Annotated in this window: 11 protein-coding genes; 5 read left to right on the top strand and 6 right to left on the bottom strand. The window is 73.2% G+C overall.

The window, feature by feature from the left end:
- Window positions 1–65: 65 nt before the first annotated feature.
- The 3 genes from AB0M02_RS36420 to AB0M02_RS36410 are packed head-to-tail and all read left to right on the top strand — an operon-like array spanning window position 66 to window position 4,002.
- The gene (locus AB0M02_RS36420) at window positions 66–899 is read left to right on the top strand and encodes an ABC transporter ATP-binding protein (RefSeq protein WP_364235544.1); all 834 of its coding nucleotides are present in this window, start codon (window positions 66–68) and stop codon (window positions 897–899) included.
- On the top strand, window positions 896–1,945 hold the full coding sequence (locus tag AB0M02_RS36415) for an ABC transporter substrate-binding protein (protein WP_364235542.1): 1,050 nt from the start codon (window positions 896–898) through the stop codon (window positions 1,943–1,945). The genes AB0M02_RS36420 and AB0M02_RS36415 overlap by 4 nt, the downstream gene beginning before the upstream one ends.
- A complete protein-coding gene (locus AB0M02_RS36410) occupies window positions 1,942–4,002 on the top strand; it encodes an iron ABC transporter permease (RefSeq protein ID WP_364235540.1) in 2,061 nt (686 codons plus the stop codon). Before AB0M02_RS36415 ends, AB0M02_RS36410 begins: the two co-directional genes overlap by 4 nt.
- On the opposite strand, the gene AB0M02_RS36405 is transcribed toward AB0M02_RS36410, so the two are convergent.
- Complete coding sequence (locus tag AB0M02_RS36405) at window positions 3,966–4,736, bottom strand: alpha/beta hydrolase (protein WP_364235538.1); 771 nt, start codon at window positions 4,734–4,736, stop codon at window positions 3,966–3,968. The two genes, AB0M02_RS36410 and AB0M02_RS36405, sit on opposite strands and share 37 nt — an antisense overlap.
- A 36-nt stretch (window positions 4,737–4,772) precedes the next feature.
- Between AB0M02_RS36405 and AB0M02_RS36400 the strand changes: the two genes are divergently transcribed.
- Window positions 4,773–5,645: a hypothetical protein gene (locus AB0M02_RS36400; RefSeq protein ID WP_364235535.1), complete on the top strand. Its 873-nt coding sequence runs from the start codon at window positions 4,773–4,775 to the stop codon at window positions 5,643–5,645.
- Between the two features lie 21 nt (window positions 5,646–5,666).
- Window positions 5,667–8,957: a hypothetical protein gene (locus tag AB0M02_RS36395; RefSeq protein ID WP_364235532.1), complete on the top strand. Its 3,291-nt coding sequence runs from the start codon at window positions 5,667–5,669 to the stop codon at window positions 8,955–8,957.
- An 11-nt stretch (window positions 8,958–8,968) separates the two neighbouring features.
- Here the strand turns inward: AB0M02_RS36395 and AB0M02_RS36390 are convergent, their stop codons facing one another.
- From AB0M02_RS36390 to AB0M02_RS36370, 5 genes are read right to left on the bottom strand one after another with little or no spacing between them, the layout of a single operon-like run.
- On the bottom strand, window positions 8,969–10,327 hold the full coding sequence (locus AB0M02_RS36390; RefSeq protein ID WP_364235529.1) for an SGNH/GDSL hydrolase family protein: 1,359 nt from the start codon (window positions 10,325–10,327) through the stop codon (window positions 8,969–8,971).
- Between the two features lie 55 nt (window positions 10,328–10,382).
- Window positions 10,383–11,234: a pyridoxal kinase PdxY gene (gene pdxY / locus AB0M02_RS36385; protein ID WP_364235528.1), complete on the bottom strand. Its 852-nt coding sequence runs from the start codon at window positions 11,232–11,234 to the stop codon at window positions 10,383–10,385.
- A gap of 9 nt (window positions 11,235–11,243) precedes the next feature.
- Window positions 11,244–12,341: a hypothetical protein gene (locus tag AB0M02_RS36380; RefSeq protein WP_364235526.1), complete on the bottom strand. Its 1,098-nt coding sequence runs from the start codon at window positions 12,339–12,341 to the stop codon at window positions 11,244–11,246.
- A 35-nt stretch (window positions 12,342–12,376) separates the two neighbouring features.
- Window positions 12,377–13,138, bottom strand: coding sequence for a zinc-binding alcohol dehydrogenase family protein (locus tag AB0M02_RS36375; RefSeq protein ID WP_364235523.1), 762 nt, complete (start codon window positions 13,136–13,138; stop codon window positions 12,377–12,379).
- A gap of 59 nt (window positions 13,139–13,197) precedes the next feature.
- Entirely contained in the window at window positions 13,198–13,758 is a 561-nt protein-coding gene (locus AB0M02_RS36370; RefSeq protein WP_364235520.1) for a DUF4352 domain-containing protein, read from the bottom strand.
- Between the last annotated feature and the right edge of the window lie 6 nt (window positions 13,759–13,764).

The following is a 13,764-nucleotide window of genomic DNA, read 5'->3' as shown; positions in this document are numbered from 1 at the left end:
ATCACTTAGCCTCGGGTAAGGCAAGGCAACCCTTACTTGTGATCTCTGTGATTCGGAGCCGAACGATGTCCCCAGCCGTCCTGCGCGGCGACCAGCTGGTGCTCCGCTACGGGAACACCGTGGTGGTGCACGGCGTCTCGGTGGCGCTGGCGCCGGGTCGCGTGACGGCGCTGGTCGGGCCGAACGGCAGCGGGAAGTCCACGCTGCTGCGCGCCCTGGCCAGGTTGCACCGCGTCGACGGCGGAGCGGTGCTGCTCGGCCGGCCGGAGCGCCCGGTGTCGCTGCTCAGCGCGCGGGAGTTCGCTCGGGAGGTCACGCTCTTCTCGCAGTCGCGCCAGGCACCGCACGGGCTGACGGTGAGCGAGGTCGTCGCGTTCGGGCGCCACCCGCACCGGCGTCGCTTCGCCGGCCCGTCCACGGCGGACCGGAGCGCGGTCGACCGCGCGATGGACGTCACCGGCGTGACGGCCATGGCCGGGCGCCCGGTCGGCGAGCTCTCCGGCGGCGAGATGCAGCGGGTGTGGCTCGCCGCCTGCCTGGCACAGGAGACCGGCGTCGTGCTGCTCGACGAGCCCACGAACCACCTGGACCTGCGCTATCAGATCGAGACCCTCGACCTCGTCCGCGATCTCGCCGACGAGCACGGCGTCGCCGTCGGCATCGTGCTGCACGACCTCGACCACGCCGCGCGTGTCGCCGACACGCTCCTGCTCCTGTCCGCGGGGCACATCCACGCCGCGGGCGACCCGTTCGAGGTGCTCACCGCCGAGCACCTCACCGCCGTCTACGGCCTGCGCGTCGAGGTCGAGGCCGACCCGCGCACCGGCCGGCTCCGCATCGATCCCGTCGGGCGGCATCCCGCCCGCAATCGCACCACCCCGGGAGTGAAACTCGCATGATCCGCCCCATCCGCCTGACGGCCGCCGCCGTGACGCTCGCCGCGGTCGCGGCCTGCGGCACCACGAAGGTCGACGAGACCACGGCCGGCGCCACGGCCGCCCCCGCGTCGCAGACCTGTGCCGAGGACACCACGAAGACCGCGACCGGCCCGGTGTCGATGACCGACGGCGTCGGCCGCAAGGTGGAGCTCGCCCAGCCCGCCAAACGGGTCGCCGTGCTGGAGTGGCAGCAGACCGAGGATCTGCTCACGCTCTGCCTCAACCCGGTCGCGGTCGCGGACCCGAAGGGGTACGCCACGTACGTCAAGGCGGAGACGCTGCCCCCGGACGTCGTCGACGCCGGCCAGCGCGGTGAACCCGACCTGGACGCGCTGTACGCGACGAACCCCGACCTCATCGTCGTGGAGGCGTTCAAGGCCGACGACGAGGTGATCGCCAAGCTCGAGAAGCGTGGCGTACCGGTGCTCGCCACGGTCGGCGCCGACGCCTCCGGTCAGATCGCGAACATGAAGAAGGTCTTCTCGATGATCGGTACGGCCACCGGCCGCACCGAGCGCGCCGACCTGGTGCTGCGGCAGTTCGACGAGCACCTCGCCGCGGCCAAGCAGAAGGTCGCCGCCGCGAGCGTCGCGTCGAAGGACTTCCTGTTCTTCGACGGCTGGATCGAGGGCGGCAACGTCGTCATCCGCCCGTACGGCAAGGGCGCCCTCTTCACCGAGCTCGGCGAGCAGCTGGGCCTGACCCCGGCCTGGACCGACTCGATCAACAAGGCCTACGGCAGCGGCGGCGTCGACCCCGCCTACGGACTCGCGCAGACCGACATCGAGGGGCTCACGGCCGTGGGCAGCGCGAGCCTGTTCTACGGGGACGACGACACCCCGGACAGCTACGTCAAGGAGCTGCGGAAGAGCCCGATCTGGACGGCGCTCCCGGCGGTGCGCGACGGACGCGCGTATCCGTTCCCGGCGGGTGTCTGGGGAGCCGGTGGCCCGCTCTCGAACCAGCAGGCGATCGACGCCTACGTGAACATCCTGACCAAGGGGTGAGCGACACCCGCATACGGCGGGCGAGCGGGGCGGCCGTGCTGGCCGTCCTGCTCGTCGCGGTCGTCGTGGTGGGACTGTGGCACGTTACCCAGGGCACCTCCGGGATCGGGTTCGCGGACCTGCTGCGGTACGCGCTCGGCGCGCGTGCGGACGTCGGCGGCGTACCGGTCACGGACGTGCTGACCGGCTCCCGTCTGCCCCGCATGCTCGCCGGAGTGGTGGTCGGCGCGGCGCTCGGCTCGGCCGGGGCGCTGCTCCAGTCGGTCACCCGCAACACCCTGGCCGCCCCGGACACCCTCGCCGTCACCGCCGGCTCCTACTTCACCCTGTGCGTGGTCGCCGCGACCGGTCTCGCGGTGCCGCTCTGGGCCTCGGGCGCGGTGGCCTTCGCCGGTGGTCTGCTCGCCGCGGGCCTGGTTCTCGGGCTCGCCGGCGGCGCCGCGGGCGTCTCCTCGGCACGGCTGATCCTGGCCGGGTCGGCGGTGGCGATGGCGCTCGACGCCGGGACCGCGACGCTGCTGATCCTGTTCAAGGAGAGCACCACCGGGCTCTACGCCTGGGGAAGCGGTTCCCTGGCACAGCTGAACCTCGACGCCGCCACGCGCGCCGCCCCGGTCCTCGTCGTCGTCCTCGGTGCCGCGCTGCTGCTGTCCCGGCGGCTCGACGTGCTCGGCCTCGGCGACGACCCGGCCGCCTCGCTCGGCGTACGCGTCCGCTCGACCCGCGTCCTCGCGGTGCTCTGCGCCGTCCTGCTGGCGAGCACCTCGGTGACGCTCGCCGGACCGATCGCCTTCGTCGGCCTCGCCGCGCCGGTCGCGGTGCGCCTCGCCGCCGGCCGCATCGGGGTGCTGAGCCGGCACGTCTTCCTGATCCCCGCCTGCGGGCTGGCCGGGGCCCTGCTCGTGCTCCTCGCGGACGCCGTGCTCCGGGCGGGTCTCGGCGCCCGCGCCGCCGCCTCGATCCCCACCGGGATACCGACCTCACTGCTCGGTGCCGTGGTCATCGTGATCCTCGCGCTGCGGCTGCGTGACGCCGGATCGGCCCGGGAGGCGCCCCGGGCGCACGTCGCCGTACGCTCCCGCCGCCGCTTCCTCACCGTCCTGATCGTGACCGCCGCGCTGCTCGCCGCCGCGGTCCTGGCCGGGCTGCTGGCCGGCAGTCTGTGGCTGCGCACCGGCGACATCGCGCTCTGGCTGCACGGCACCGCACCCGACCTGATCGGCCGGGCACTCGACGACCGGGCTCCCCGGGTCGCCGCGGCCGTCGTCGCCGGTGCGGCGCTCGCCCTCGCCGGAACGGTCGTGCAGGGCACGGTACGCAATCCCCTCGCCGAGCCCGGCGTCCTCGGCATCACGGCCGGCGCCGGCCTCGGCGCGGTGATCGTGGTGACCTCGGGCATGACGGGCGGGCGCACCACGCTCGTCGTCATGGCCGTCGCCGTGGGACTCGGCACCTTCGCGCTCATCGCCGTGCTCGCCTGGCGCGGCGGCCTCCTGCCCGGCCGGTTTCTGCTGATCGGCATCGGCTGCGCGTACGCCCTCAGCGACATCAGCACGTTCCTGCTGCTGCGCGCGGATCCGTGGGACACCCCGCGCATCCTCACCTGGCTCTCCGGCACGACGTACGGCAGGTCCTTCGCCGACGTGCTGCCGGTCGTCCTCGTCCTGCTGCTCGCGACCCCGGCGGTGCTGGGGATGCGCCGCCAGCTCGACCTGCTGGCGATCGACGAGGACACGCCGCGGATCCTCGGCGTCCGCCGGGAACCCGCGCGGCTGGTCCTGCTCTCGATCGCGGCGGTCACGGCCGCGGTCAGCGTGATCGCGGTCGGCGTCGTCGGCTTCGCGGGGCTCGTCGCCCCGCACGTCGCCCGCGGCCTCGTCGGGGTCCGGCACGGGCGCGTCGTCCCGGTCGCCATGCTGATCGGCGGCCTGCTCGTGTGCGTGGCCGACGCCCTCGGCCGTACGCTGATCGCGCCCTCGCAGATCCCCGCCGGGTTGATGATGGCCCTGGTCGGAGCCCCCTACTTCGTGTGGCTGCTGCGCCGGACCCGAGGCTGAGACGCCTGGTGCAGGAAATCCCGGATCAGGATGCTGATCAGCTCGGGGCGCTCGGCGACCAGGTTGTGCGTGGTCCCCGGCACGATGCACAACTGCGCGCCGGGGATCGAGCGGGCGATGAGAAGGCTGTGATCCGGCCGGATCGTGTCCCGGTCGGCCGCCATCACCAGCACCGGCGCGGTGATCCGGGCCAGCTCCCGCGGGTCGATGTGCGGTTCGGTGGTCCAGAGGCGGAACAGCTTGGCGAGCACGACATCGGCGTGCCCGGGCCCGTCCGGCGACAGGCGCTCGTAGTGCATCCGCTCGACGTCCGGCCTGGGCTCAGTGTCCGACTCGCCGGTATCGGTATCGGTGTCGGTGAAGGCCGACGGGTCGAGGTTCGCGCTGATGGCGACCAGGGAGCGGACCCGCGCCGGATGGTCGAGCGCGAGCATCAGCCCGATGATCGCGCCGTCGCTGTAGCCGACGACGTGCGCCGACTCGAGCCCGGCAGCGTCGAGGTAGGCGAGGGTGTCGGCGACCCCGCGGGCGTAGTCGTAGTCCTCCGCGATGTCGGCCGAGCGACCGTGCCCGGGGCGCTCGAAAGCGAACACGCGATGATCAGCCACCAGCGCGTCGGACTGGGCCCGCAACGACTCCAGTGAGCAGAAGCCGCCGTGCAGCAGGAGAACGGGCTCGCCGGTGCCCGCCTCTTCCGCATATAGATCGGCGTCGCCGATCCGGACCCAGGCCATCGGGCACACCTTAACCGCCCGGTGCATAATCCCCGGGTGGATCGGGCTCTTCAGTACGGCGACCACAATGTCCAGAACAACTTCTTCGGGGTGGTGCCGGCCCGTTCGGCGTACCGGCTGCAGGTGCAGCGGATCGCGCCGGAGTCACTGCGCGGCCGGGAGAGCGAGCTGGCCGAGCTGCGGGCGTTCTGCGCCGCGCCGCGTGGCCCCGCCTGGACCTGGTGGCGGGCTCCGCCGTGGGCGGGCAAGTCGGCGCTCATGTCCACCTTCGCCCTGGGCGACTGGCCGGGGCTGCGGGTGGTCCCGTTCTTCGTCACCGCCCGCTTCGGCGGGCAGCACGACCGGATCGGCTTCACCGACGCCGTGATGAACCAGCTCGCGGCGCTGCTGCGGGAGCCGGGCCCCGGCGAGGTCACCGACAGCACCCGGGAGATCGTCTTTCTCGACCTGCTCACGCGGGCCGCGGCGGCTGCCCGCCAGGGCAACGAGCGGCTGATCCTGCTGGTCGACGGGCTCGACGAGGATCAGGGTTTCACCACCAGCCACCACGCGCACAGCATCGCCGCGCTGCTGCCGGCCGAGCCGCCCCACGGCATGCGGATCATCGTCACCAGCCGTCCCCACCCGCCGGTGCCGGGCGACGTGCCCGCGGGTCATCCGCTGCACGACCCCGGGATCATCCGGGACCTGAGCCCGTCACCCGACGCGGACGTCGTCCGCATGGACATGGAACGCGAGATCAAACGCCTGCTCCAGGGCGAGCCCGCGCAGCGGGACCTGGTCGGGCTGATCGCGGCGGCCGGTGGCGGGCTCAGCGCGGCGGACCTGGCCGTCCTGATGGACGCGTCGGTGCGCGAGGTGGCCGATCAGCTGGCCACGGTCACCGGCCGGTCCTTCTCGGCGCGCTAGGCCAGGTGGGGACCCCATGATGTGTACGCCTTCGGCCACGAGCAGTTGCAGCACTCGGCCGTGGAGTGGCTCGGGCCGGCCCGGCTGCGGGAGTACCGCCGGCGCCTGCACGACTGGGCGGACCGGCACCGCGACCAGCAGTGGCGGGACGGCACACCCGACTACCTGCTGGACGGGTACTTCCGCATGCTGCGCGACGACGGCGAGCTGGACCGGATCGTGGCCTGGGCGACCGACGGCCACCGCCACGACCGCCTGCTTCGGCTCAGCGGCAGCGACGTCAGCGCGTTCGCGGAGATCGCCGTCGCCCAGGAGCGCCTGCTGGACTCGCCGGACGGCCCGTTCGCCGACATGCTGCGGGTGGCCGCCCACCGCGAGTCGCTGGTCCGGCGCACCTCCGCGATCCCGGTGCGCCTGCCCGCGGTGTGGGCGTCACTCGGCTGGGCCGACCGCGCCACCGATCTCGCCCGCTCCCTGCCGTCCCCGCTGGCCCGGGCCCGGGCTCTGGCCCACCTCGCCGCGGAGGTCCACATCGGCGCGGAGCGGCGAACCGCGCTGGTACGCGAGGCCGAGGCGTGCCTCCCGCTGATCGTCCATCCGCCGGACCGGCTCGCGGTGCGCCTGGAGCTCATGCACCGGTTCACCACCTGCCGTTCCGCCGAACATCTCGACCAGCTGCGCCACGAGGCGGACGGACCGCTGCGCGACCGTGTCCTCGCCGAACTGGCAGCCGAGGAGGCCGACCCGAGCGCGGCCGTCGCTGCCGCGAGGTCCATCGCTGACCGGGCCTACCGGGACCCCGCCCATGAGCAGCTGGCCGTCGCCCTGGCCAGAGCGGGCGACCTGCCCGGCGCGCGGGCCGCGATCCACGCGATCCGGGACCGGTCGGCCGCTGCGCGGACCTGGCTGGTGTGCGCGGGTGCCGCCTGGGCCGCCGGGGATCGCGCCGAGGCGGACCGGTTCGCGGGCGAGGCGGAGCGGGCGGCACGCGACGTGCCCGGCGAGGCGCGCAGCCTTTGGGCACTGATCGAGGTGTTGGACTTCCGGACCCGGTTCGGCGACCGTCAGCGGTCCTCGGCGCTCGCCCGGTTCCTGGAGACCGAGTCGTGGCTGATGCACGGGTCCGATGAGGCACGGATTCTCCGCGAGCATCTGCGCTACCGCGTCGACGGTGGGCCGAGACCGCCCCGGCGGCCCCGGCAGCCCTCCGTCGCGGCGGTGCGAGACGCGGTGGACTCCGGTGACTACGCCCATGCCGCGTCAGTGGCCGAGCTCCTGCAACAGCCGGCCGAACAGGTCCGCGCCTGGGTGCTCGTCGCCGTCGCCGCCGCACTGGCCGGGCACGACGCTGTGGCCGCGCACGCCGGCGAGCGGGCCGAGGCCCTCGTGGACGGCCTCGACGAACGCTGGGCGGTGCCGCCGCTGCTGACCGGCCTCGCAGCGGCGGCGGCTTTCCGGGGCGAGAGGGACCGTGCCGCAGCGCTCGCATCGCGGGCGGAGAGCCTGGCCAGATCCGGGGGCGAGGTCTCCGCGGCCCGGCTCGCCGACGTCACGGAAGTACCGGCGCGGACAGCGGCGCTGGAACGTGCTGAGGCGTTCGCCGCCGAGGGCGACATCGCCAGGGCCGAGGCCAGTCTCGGGCCCCTGACCGGCCCCGCCCACCGCGACCGGGCGTGGGCCACGATCTGCCGGAATCTGAGAGAACGGGGCCAGAATCTCGAAGCGGGGCTGGTCAGCCGCAAGATCGTCAATCCGGTGGTTCGTGCCGAGGCGCGTGGCGTGCTCTTCCTCTCGGAACGTGGTTACGAGACGACGGGATGGAGTTTCCCTGTCCCGGACTCCGACTTCATCTCTGACGACCGGCTGGCGGCCGTCGCGGTCGCCGCCGAGGAGGCCCTTGACCGAGGTGACGTCCGGCTGGCCCGGGAAACCATCTCCGGGCCGGGTTGCGAGAGCCCGGACCTCGACTCGGTACGCGGCCGAGTCTGCCGGGCGATGGCGGAGGCGGGTGACGTCATCGGTGCGGAGCTGCTGTCCCGTTCCATCACCGATCAGCGCGAGCGCGACTCGGCGCTGGGGAGCCTGGCTCGCGCCCTCCTGAACGCCGGGGACGCGCCGGCTGCCACTCGGATGGCGAGAGATGTCGCCCAGAAGTCCCTCCGGCTGAGGCTGCTCCTCGACATCGCCGAGGGTGCCGGCCCGGGCCGGGGGCGCGAGACGGTGGCGGAGATCGAGGCCGGTCCCGACCTGCCCATGGCGATCAGGATCAGGCTCGAGGTGGTCCACGGGAACCTCAGCCGGGCGGAACAACTCGCCGCCGAGCTGCCCGACCGCGAGGACAGAGCAGCGGCGATGACGGACCTCGCGGCCGCGGTGGCGCGGGCCGGTCACGAAGGGCGGGCCGGCGAGATCCTCGACCGGATCGACCCGGACGAGCTGGCCCTGTGGAGGCGGCGCGAACTCGCACCCGTCATGGCCGCTTGCGGACGGGTGCGGGACGCGGCACGCCTTCTCGACGCCGTCAACGCGGAGGCGGGGGAGCATCGACTGCCGATGGGCGCTCCGCACCTTTCGGACCGCCGTTTCGTCGAACAGTCGCTGCGGCACGCGGGCCCGCCGCGGACCCTCGCTGTGGCGCGGCACATCGCCGATCCGCAGTCGCGGGCAGGCGTCCTCACGCTGCTTGCCGGGCGCGTCGACCGGATCGCCGACCCGGCGACGGCGGCCGCCGTTCTGCGGGAGGCGTGCGCGGCAGCCGAGGCGCTGACCGATGTCGGCGAGCGCGCCGCCCTGCTGACCCACCTGTTGGTGCCGGCGGCGGCGACCGGCGATCTCCGGCGGTGCGCCGCCGCACTCCTGGCGGCCCTGCCCCCGGGCGAGGAGGGCTTCACCACGCTCCGCCGGGCGGCCGAGGCGATGGCGAAGGCCGGTGAGACATCGGCGGCCGTCCAGTTCGCCCGGCTCGCCGTCGAACGATCATCGCAGTTCGGCAGGCCGGCGGAGCGGGCGTCGGCGGTGCGTTCGATCCTCGAGGCCGGTGGGCCGGACGTTCGCGCCGACGCCGGGATCCTCGACGCGGCCGAGAGCGCGGCACTGGCGATCGAGGATCCGGACACCCGGTTCCCGGCCCTGGTCGCGCTCGCCCGCATTGCCGACGACGCGAGAGCCGCACGGTTGCTCAAGCACGCGCTCCCGATCGGTCCGTGGTCGCGCGCCGCCGACGTGATCAAACGTTTGGAACCGGGTCTGGCCGAGTCGCTGGCCGAACAGGCACGGGACAGCGACCCGCCCGCCGGCGACCCGGCGATCTGACAAACGGCGTCTCACCGCGCGAGGCGTTCCAGCTGGGGCAGGTCGATGGCTCCGGCCATGGCCAGGAAGCCGGCGCGGTTGGGGTGGAGATGGTCGCCGGGACCGCCGGCGGAGCTGTTCGTGTCGTAGGCCGGCAGCAGGTGCCCGGGGTTCGCCGGGTCCTCGGTCACCGCGGCGAAGTCGGCGACTCCGTCGAACGCTCCGCTCGTACGGATGAAGGCGTTGATCTTTTGTCTTTCGCGGTCTGTCTCGGGGGTGCCGTAGAGGCCGAAAGCGGTGCCCGCGGAGGGTGTGAGTGTGGCGCCGATGATCTTCAGGCCGCGCGCGTGCACCCGCTGGATGATCTCGCGGTAGCCGGCGATCACCTGGTCCGCCGTGGCGCCGCCGCCGCCCAGGTCGTTGATGCCCTCGAGCAGGATGACGACGCGGGCGCCGGGCCGGTCGAGGACGTCGCGGTCCAGCCGGTCGAGCGCGGGCGGGCCGTCGCAGGGTGTGCAGCCGCCGGGAGTGCGCCCGATCCGGGTGACCATGTTGCCGCCGATCGCCTCGGTGACGACGGTGATCGGCCGGTGGCCCGCGCGGCGCGAGTCCAGGCGGCGCTGGAGGACGTCGGGCCAGCGGTCGTCGCCGTTGAGCGTCGAGAAGAAGCCGTCGGTGATGGAGTCGCCGAACGCCACGACGGTGGCCGTGCCCGGGTGCTGTGCCTGCACCTCGGAGACGAAGAACCACGAGGTGGTGGAGTACGGGAACGCCGTGTCGCCGGTGTCCGCGGTGTGGTCGCCGGCGTTCTGGCCGGACAGGTACGACGTGGTGAACGCCGCCGCGTGCCACGTCATGGGCCCGCTCGCGCCGGCGACGTGCAGGCTGACCGCGAGGCGTTGCGCCGCCGCGTCGGTGACCCTGACCCGCACGGCGTCGCTGAGCACGGTCCGGCCCGCCGCAACGGTGACCGACGGCCGGCCGGAGAAGGTCAGCGCCCGGTTCGTGCCGGCCTGGACGGTGCCGCCGGTGGCCTGCAAACCCGCGGAGGCGTGCCCGAAGGTCACCGGCCGGGTGCCGAACTCGTTGGTGAGCCGGATGCGCCAGCTCGTGGCCTCGAAGCCCGGGCGCACGATCATGCGGAGGCTCTGGTTGCGCGCCTGGTTGTCCGGGAACGCGTCGGTCAGCAGCGGCGCCTGGTTGCCCGGCCCGGCCGGTCCCGGCGTGCCCGGCTGGGCAACCGAGTACCCGGCGGGGTAGGCGCCCTGCGCCGAACCGGCCCAGGCGGCGGTCCAGGACGCGGGCGGCCCGGCGGCGCTGGTGGTCGGCTCCTGGGCGACAGCGGCGACCGGGGCGAGGATGAGGAACGCGAAAGCGGCGACGACTCGCATGGCACTCCTTCGTGTCGCAATACATCGACACTCATCGTTACCATGCTTCCTCGGCTCAGCGCACCTGCTTGGCGCTGAACTGCATCCGTGGCGTGGCGTAGAACTCCTGTGCCGGGACCAGCTGCAGCTCACGCTCGCCGGACCGGTACGTGGTCTCGATCAGATCGAAGACACTGGAGGCCGTACGCTCCAGCGCCACCGACGCGTCCCCGGTGGCCACGTAGTGCGCGGTGAACAGGGCCGCCGTGACGTCACCGGACCCGTTCGCCTTGAACGGCAGGTGCGGGGTGGTCACGAGCCAGGCGCCGGCACCGTCCACGACGAGCATCTCGATCACGCCGTCCTCCCGGTCCGGGCGCTCCACGCTCGTGACCAGCACGGTCGAGGGGCCCATGTCGCGGGCGAGGTCGGCCGAGGCGAGGGTGGACTCGATGCTCGCCGGCTCGGTGCCGGTCAGGAAGCCGAGCTCGAACTGGTTCGGGGTGATGATGTCGGCCACCGGCACGACCCGGTCGCGCAGCAGGACGGGGATCTCCGGCGCGACGAAACAGCCGGACTTGGCGTTGCCCATGACGGGGTCGCACGCGTACACGGCAGCGGGGTTCGCCGCCTTGACCCGGCGCACGGCGTCGATGATGACGTCGGCGATGCCCACCCCGCCCTGATATCCGGAGAGCACGGCGTCGATCTGCGGGAAGACGCCCCGCTCCTCGACGCCGAGCAGGATCTCGGCCACGTCCGCCGGCGGGATGAGCGGCCCCCGCCAGGCGCCGTAGCCGGTGTGGTTGGAGAAGTTCACCGTGGGGATCGGAACGACCTCGACCCCGATGCGCTGCAGCGGGAACACGGCCGCGGAGTTGCCGACATGACCGTGTGCGACCACCGACTGGATGGACAGAACCTTCATGTCCCTACCCTAGGGCCGCCAGATCCAGGCGTCCGCGACGAGATCGGAAGATGCGCCGCCGAACACCACCATGAGGGCTCCGGCAGCGACGATCGTGCGGCCGGTCACCTCGTCGCCGGGGATGGCCGGGATCTTCTGCCAGGTGCCGGTGGTCGTGTCGAGCACGACACCGCTGTCGCCGAAGTAGAGCGCTGTGGTGCCGGTGCGAGCACCCGCGGCCGGTCCGGGCGGCGGGTCCGGCAGGGGCGACCAGACGCCGGTGGCGGGGGAGACGCTTCCACCGTACGGATAGACGCGCCCCCAGTTGCCCACCTGCCCGCCGTCGCCACCGCCCAGCGTCGGGTTGATCAGCTCGTCGCCCGCCGCCAGCCACGGCCCGGTGGCGAGGATCTCCGAGTCGGGCAGCCGCCGCCACTTCCCGGTCGCGAGGTCCAGCGCGGCGGCCCGGGTGATCGACGGCTTCTCCGCGCCCGGGTTCGGCACCAGCTCCTGGTCGAAGAGGACGAGCTCGCTCCCGCTCCAGGCCATCGTCCGGTCGAAGGCCGGGCTCAGCGGATCGGCCGGCAGCCGGTCCCACTTCGCTGCGGCGGCGTCGTAGACGTAGTCCGGGCCGTGGTTGTTCTCCTCGGAGCCCAGGAACGCCACCAGCCGGTCGCCCGCGGCCACCAGCCGGTAGCCCTCCCCGAACGGCACCGGCGCCCGTGTCCACTCGTCGCGGTCGACCCGGTAGGCGAAGAGTTCGTCCTGCAGCACGTAGGCCGTCTCGCCGACGACCACGCCCTGCCCGTCGAGCAGCGGCTCGGGCGGGGCGGCGATCCCGCGCCACCGGTTCGTTGCCGGGTCGAAGGCGGCCCCGTCGGGCAGCGGGGTCTCGTCCCTCGCACAGTCGGCGTTGGGTGGGCAGGGTGGTGTGTCGCTCCCGCCGATCAGCAGCACCTCGCGCCCTGTCCAGAGACCCAGCGCGGCCGTGCGCGGGCTCAACGGGGAGGCTGCCGCCGCCGACCACCCGGGCTCGCCCGCCGCGACCGGGGTGGCGACGCCCTGCCCGCACCCGGCGAGCACCCCACAGAACGCCGCCACCAGCACTACCGATCTCCCGCGTCTCATCGCCGTTGGACTCCGGAGTGCCCGCAGGGGTTCCCTTACGGCACCAGAACGATGCGGTCGTCCGTCTCGGCGGTCCACGCCCCGGCCACCTCGGCGAGCGGCACCGCCCGGGCCCGGACGTCGATCGAACCCCCGGCCACCGCCTCGGCCAGCTGCGGAAGCTCCGCGATGATGTCCCGGGCGGGCACCGACCCGATACCGCTGCCGACGATCTGCAGGCGGGCGGCGCGGAGCAGTGCCGCCGGGATCGGCGCGTCCGGGCCGCCCATCGACCCGATCTGGACCCAGGTGAGCGGCGCGGTGCGATCGCGGCGCGCGGTGAGCATCGCCGTCATGGCCGCGGCCGAGACATCACCCCATACGTAGTCGAGGACGACGTCGACATCAGCGGCGCGTTCGACGAGGTCGAGCGTGCACGTCTCGTCGGCGCCGAGCGCGGGCAGCGCGGCCAGGCGTGCCGCGTCGCGCCCGGCGGCGATCACGTGCCCGGCGCCGAACAGCTTCGCGACCTGCACCGCCATGCGCCCGGCGTTGCCGGTGGCGCCGATGACCAGGACGCGCTGGCCCGCTACGAAGCCGATGCGGCGTTGCAGCGCGACCCAGGACGACATGCCCGGGTTCATCGCGGCGGCGATCCGGACCGGGTCGATGCCCTCCGGCAGCACCACGCTGCGGCGGGCGTCGATGACGGTCCGCTCGGCGAAGGTGCCGAACCGGGTGTCGTCGAGGGCCACGTAACGCAGCCGGCCGTCCGGGTCGCGTACGACGCCGTCGGCGCCGGGGACCAGCGGGAGCACGCCGGAGCTGCTGTCACCCGAGCAGCGCGAGCGATTGACGGAGCTGCTGGACGGCACGCTCAGCCGAGGGTGACCTCGACCCCGCCGGACAGCAGCGAGTCGTGCAACGTGAGGCTGGTCAGCTTCGCCTTCTTCGCGACGTCGAAGACGAGCTTGCCGGTCACCTTCTCGCCCGGATCCACCTTCTGCAGAAAGGCCTCGGTTCCCTTGTTGGCGTAGACGCCGGCCAGCTCGTCGCTGGTGTACTCGGCACCGGAGGCGTCAAAACCCTTCTGTGCGTGGCCCACGAAGTACTGAGACTCCTCACCGATGTTGCGTACCGACAGGCTGACCACGCAGAACTTGCCGGCGGCGGTGCGCTTGAGGTGCTCGATGCCGATCGTCGTCCGGGAGCAGTCGACCCGTGAGACCACGAACTCGAACGTCCCGTCCCGCACCGCGTCCCCCGGGCCGGGTGCGGCGGCGACGACCTTCGTGGGTGGACTGGCGGTCCCGGGGCGGCCGCGGTTGTACTGCTCGGCGGCGATCCCGGCCGCGAACAGCGCGATCAGCGCGCCGAGGAACACGAGGACCGCGAGCGTCACCTTCAGCGGCGAGACGGGGCGGGCAGCGTGGCTCACCCTCCT

The sequence above is a fragment of the Actinoplanes sp. NPDC051861 genome (assembly GCF_040681145.1).
Lineage (GTDB): Bacteria > Actinomycetota > Actinomycetes > Mycobacteriales > Micromonosporaceae > Actinoplanes.
This window is presented reverse-complemented; position numbering and strand designations above follow the sequence as displayed.

What these genes read in the sequence shown, in the direction of transcription:
- AB0M02_RS36420 (WP_364235544.1), top strand. Translation starts at nt 66, where the DNA reads ATGTCCCCAGCCGTCCTGCGCGGCGACCAGCTGGTGCTCCGCTACGGG.
- AB0M02_RS36380 (WP_364235526.1), bottom strand. Translation starts at nt 12,341, where the DNA reads ATGAGACGCGGGAGATCGGTAGTGCTGGTGGCGGCGTTCTGTGGGGTG.
- pdxY (WP_364235528.1), bottom strand. Translation starts at nt 11,234, where the DNA reads ATGAAGGTTCTGTCCATCCAGTCGGTGGTCGCACACGGTCATGTCGGC.
- AB0M02_RS36390 (WP_364235529.1), bottom strand. Translation starts at nt 10,327, where the DNA reads ATGCGAGTCGTCGCCGCTTTCGCGTTCCTCATCCTCGCCCCGGTCGCC.
- AB0M02_RS36405 (WP_364235538.1), bottom strand. Translation starts at nt 4,736, where the DNA reads ATGGCCTGGGTCCGGATCGGCGACGCCGATCTATATGCGGAAGAGGCG.
- AB0M02_RS36415 (WP_364235542.1), top strand. Translation starts at nt 896, where the DNA reads ATGATCCGCCCCATCCGCCTGACGGCCGCCGCCGTGACGCTCGCCGCG.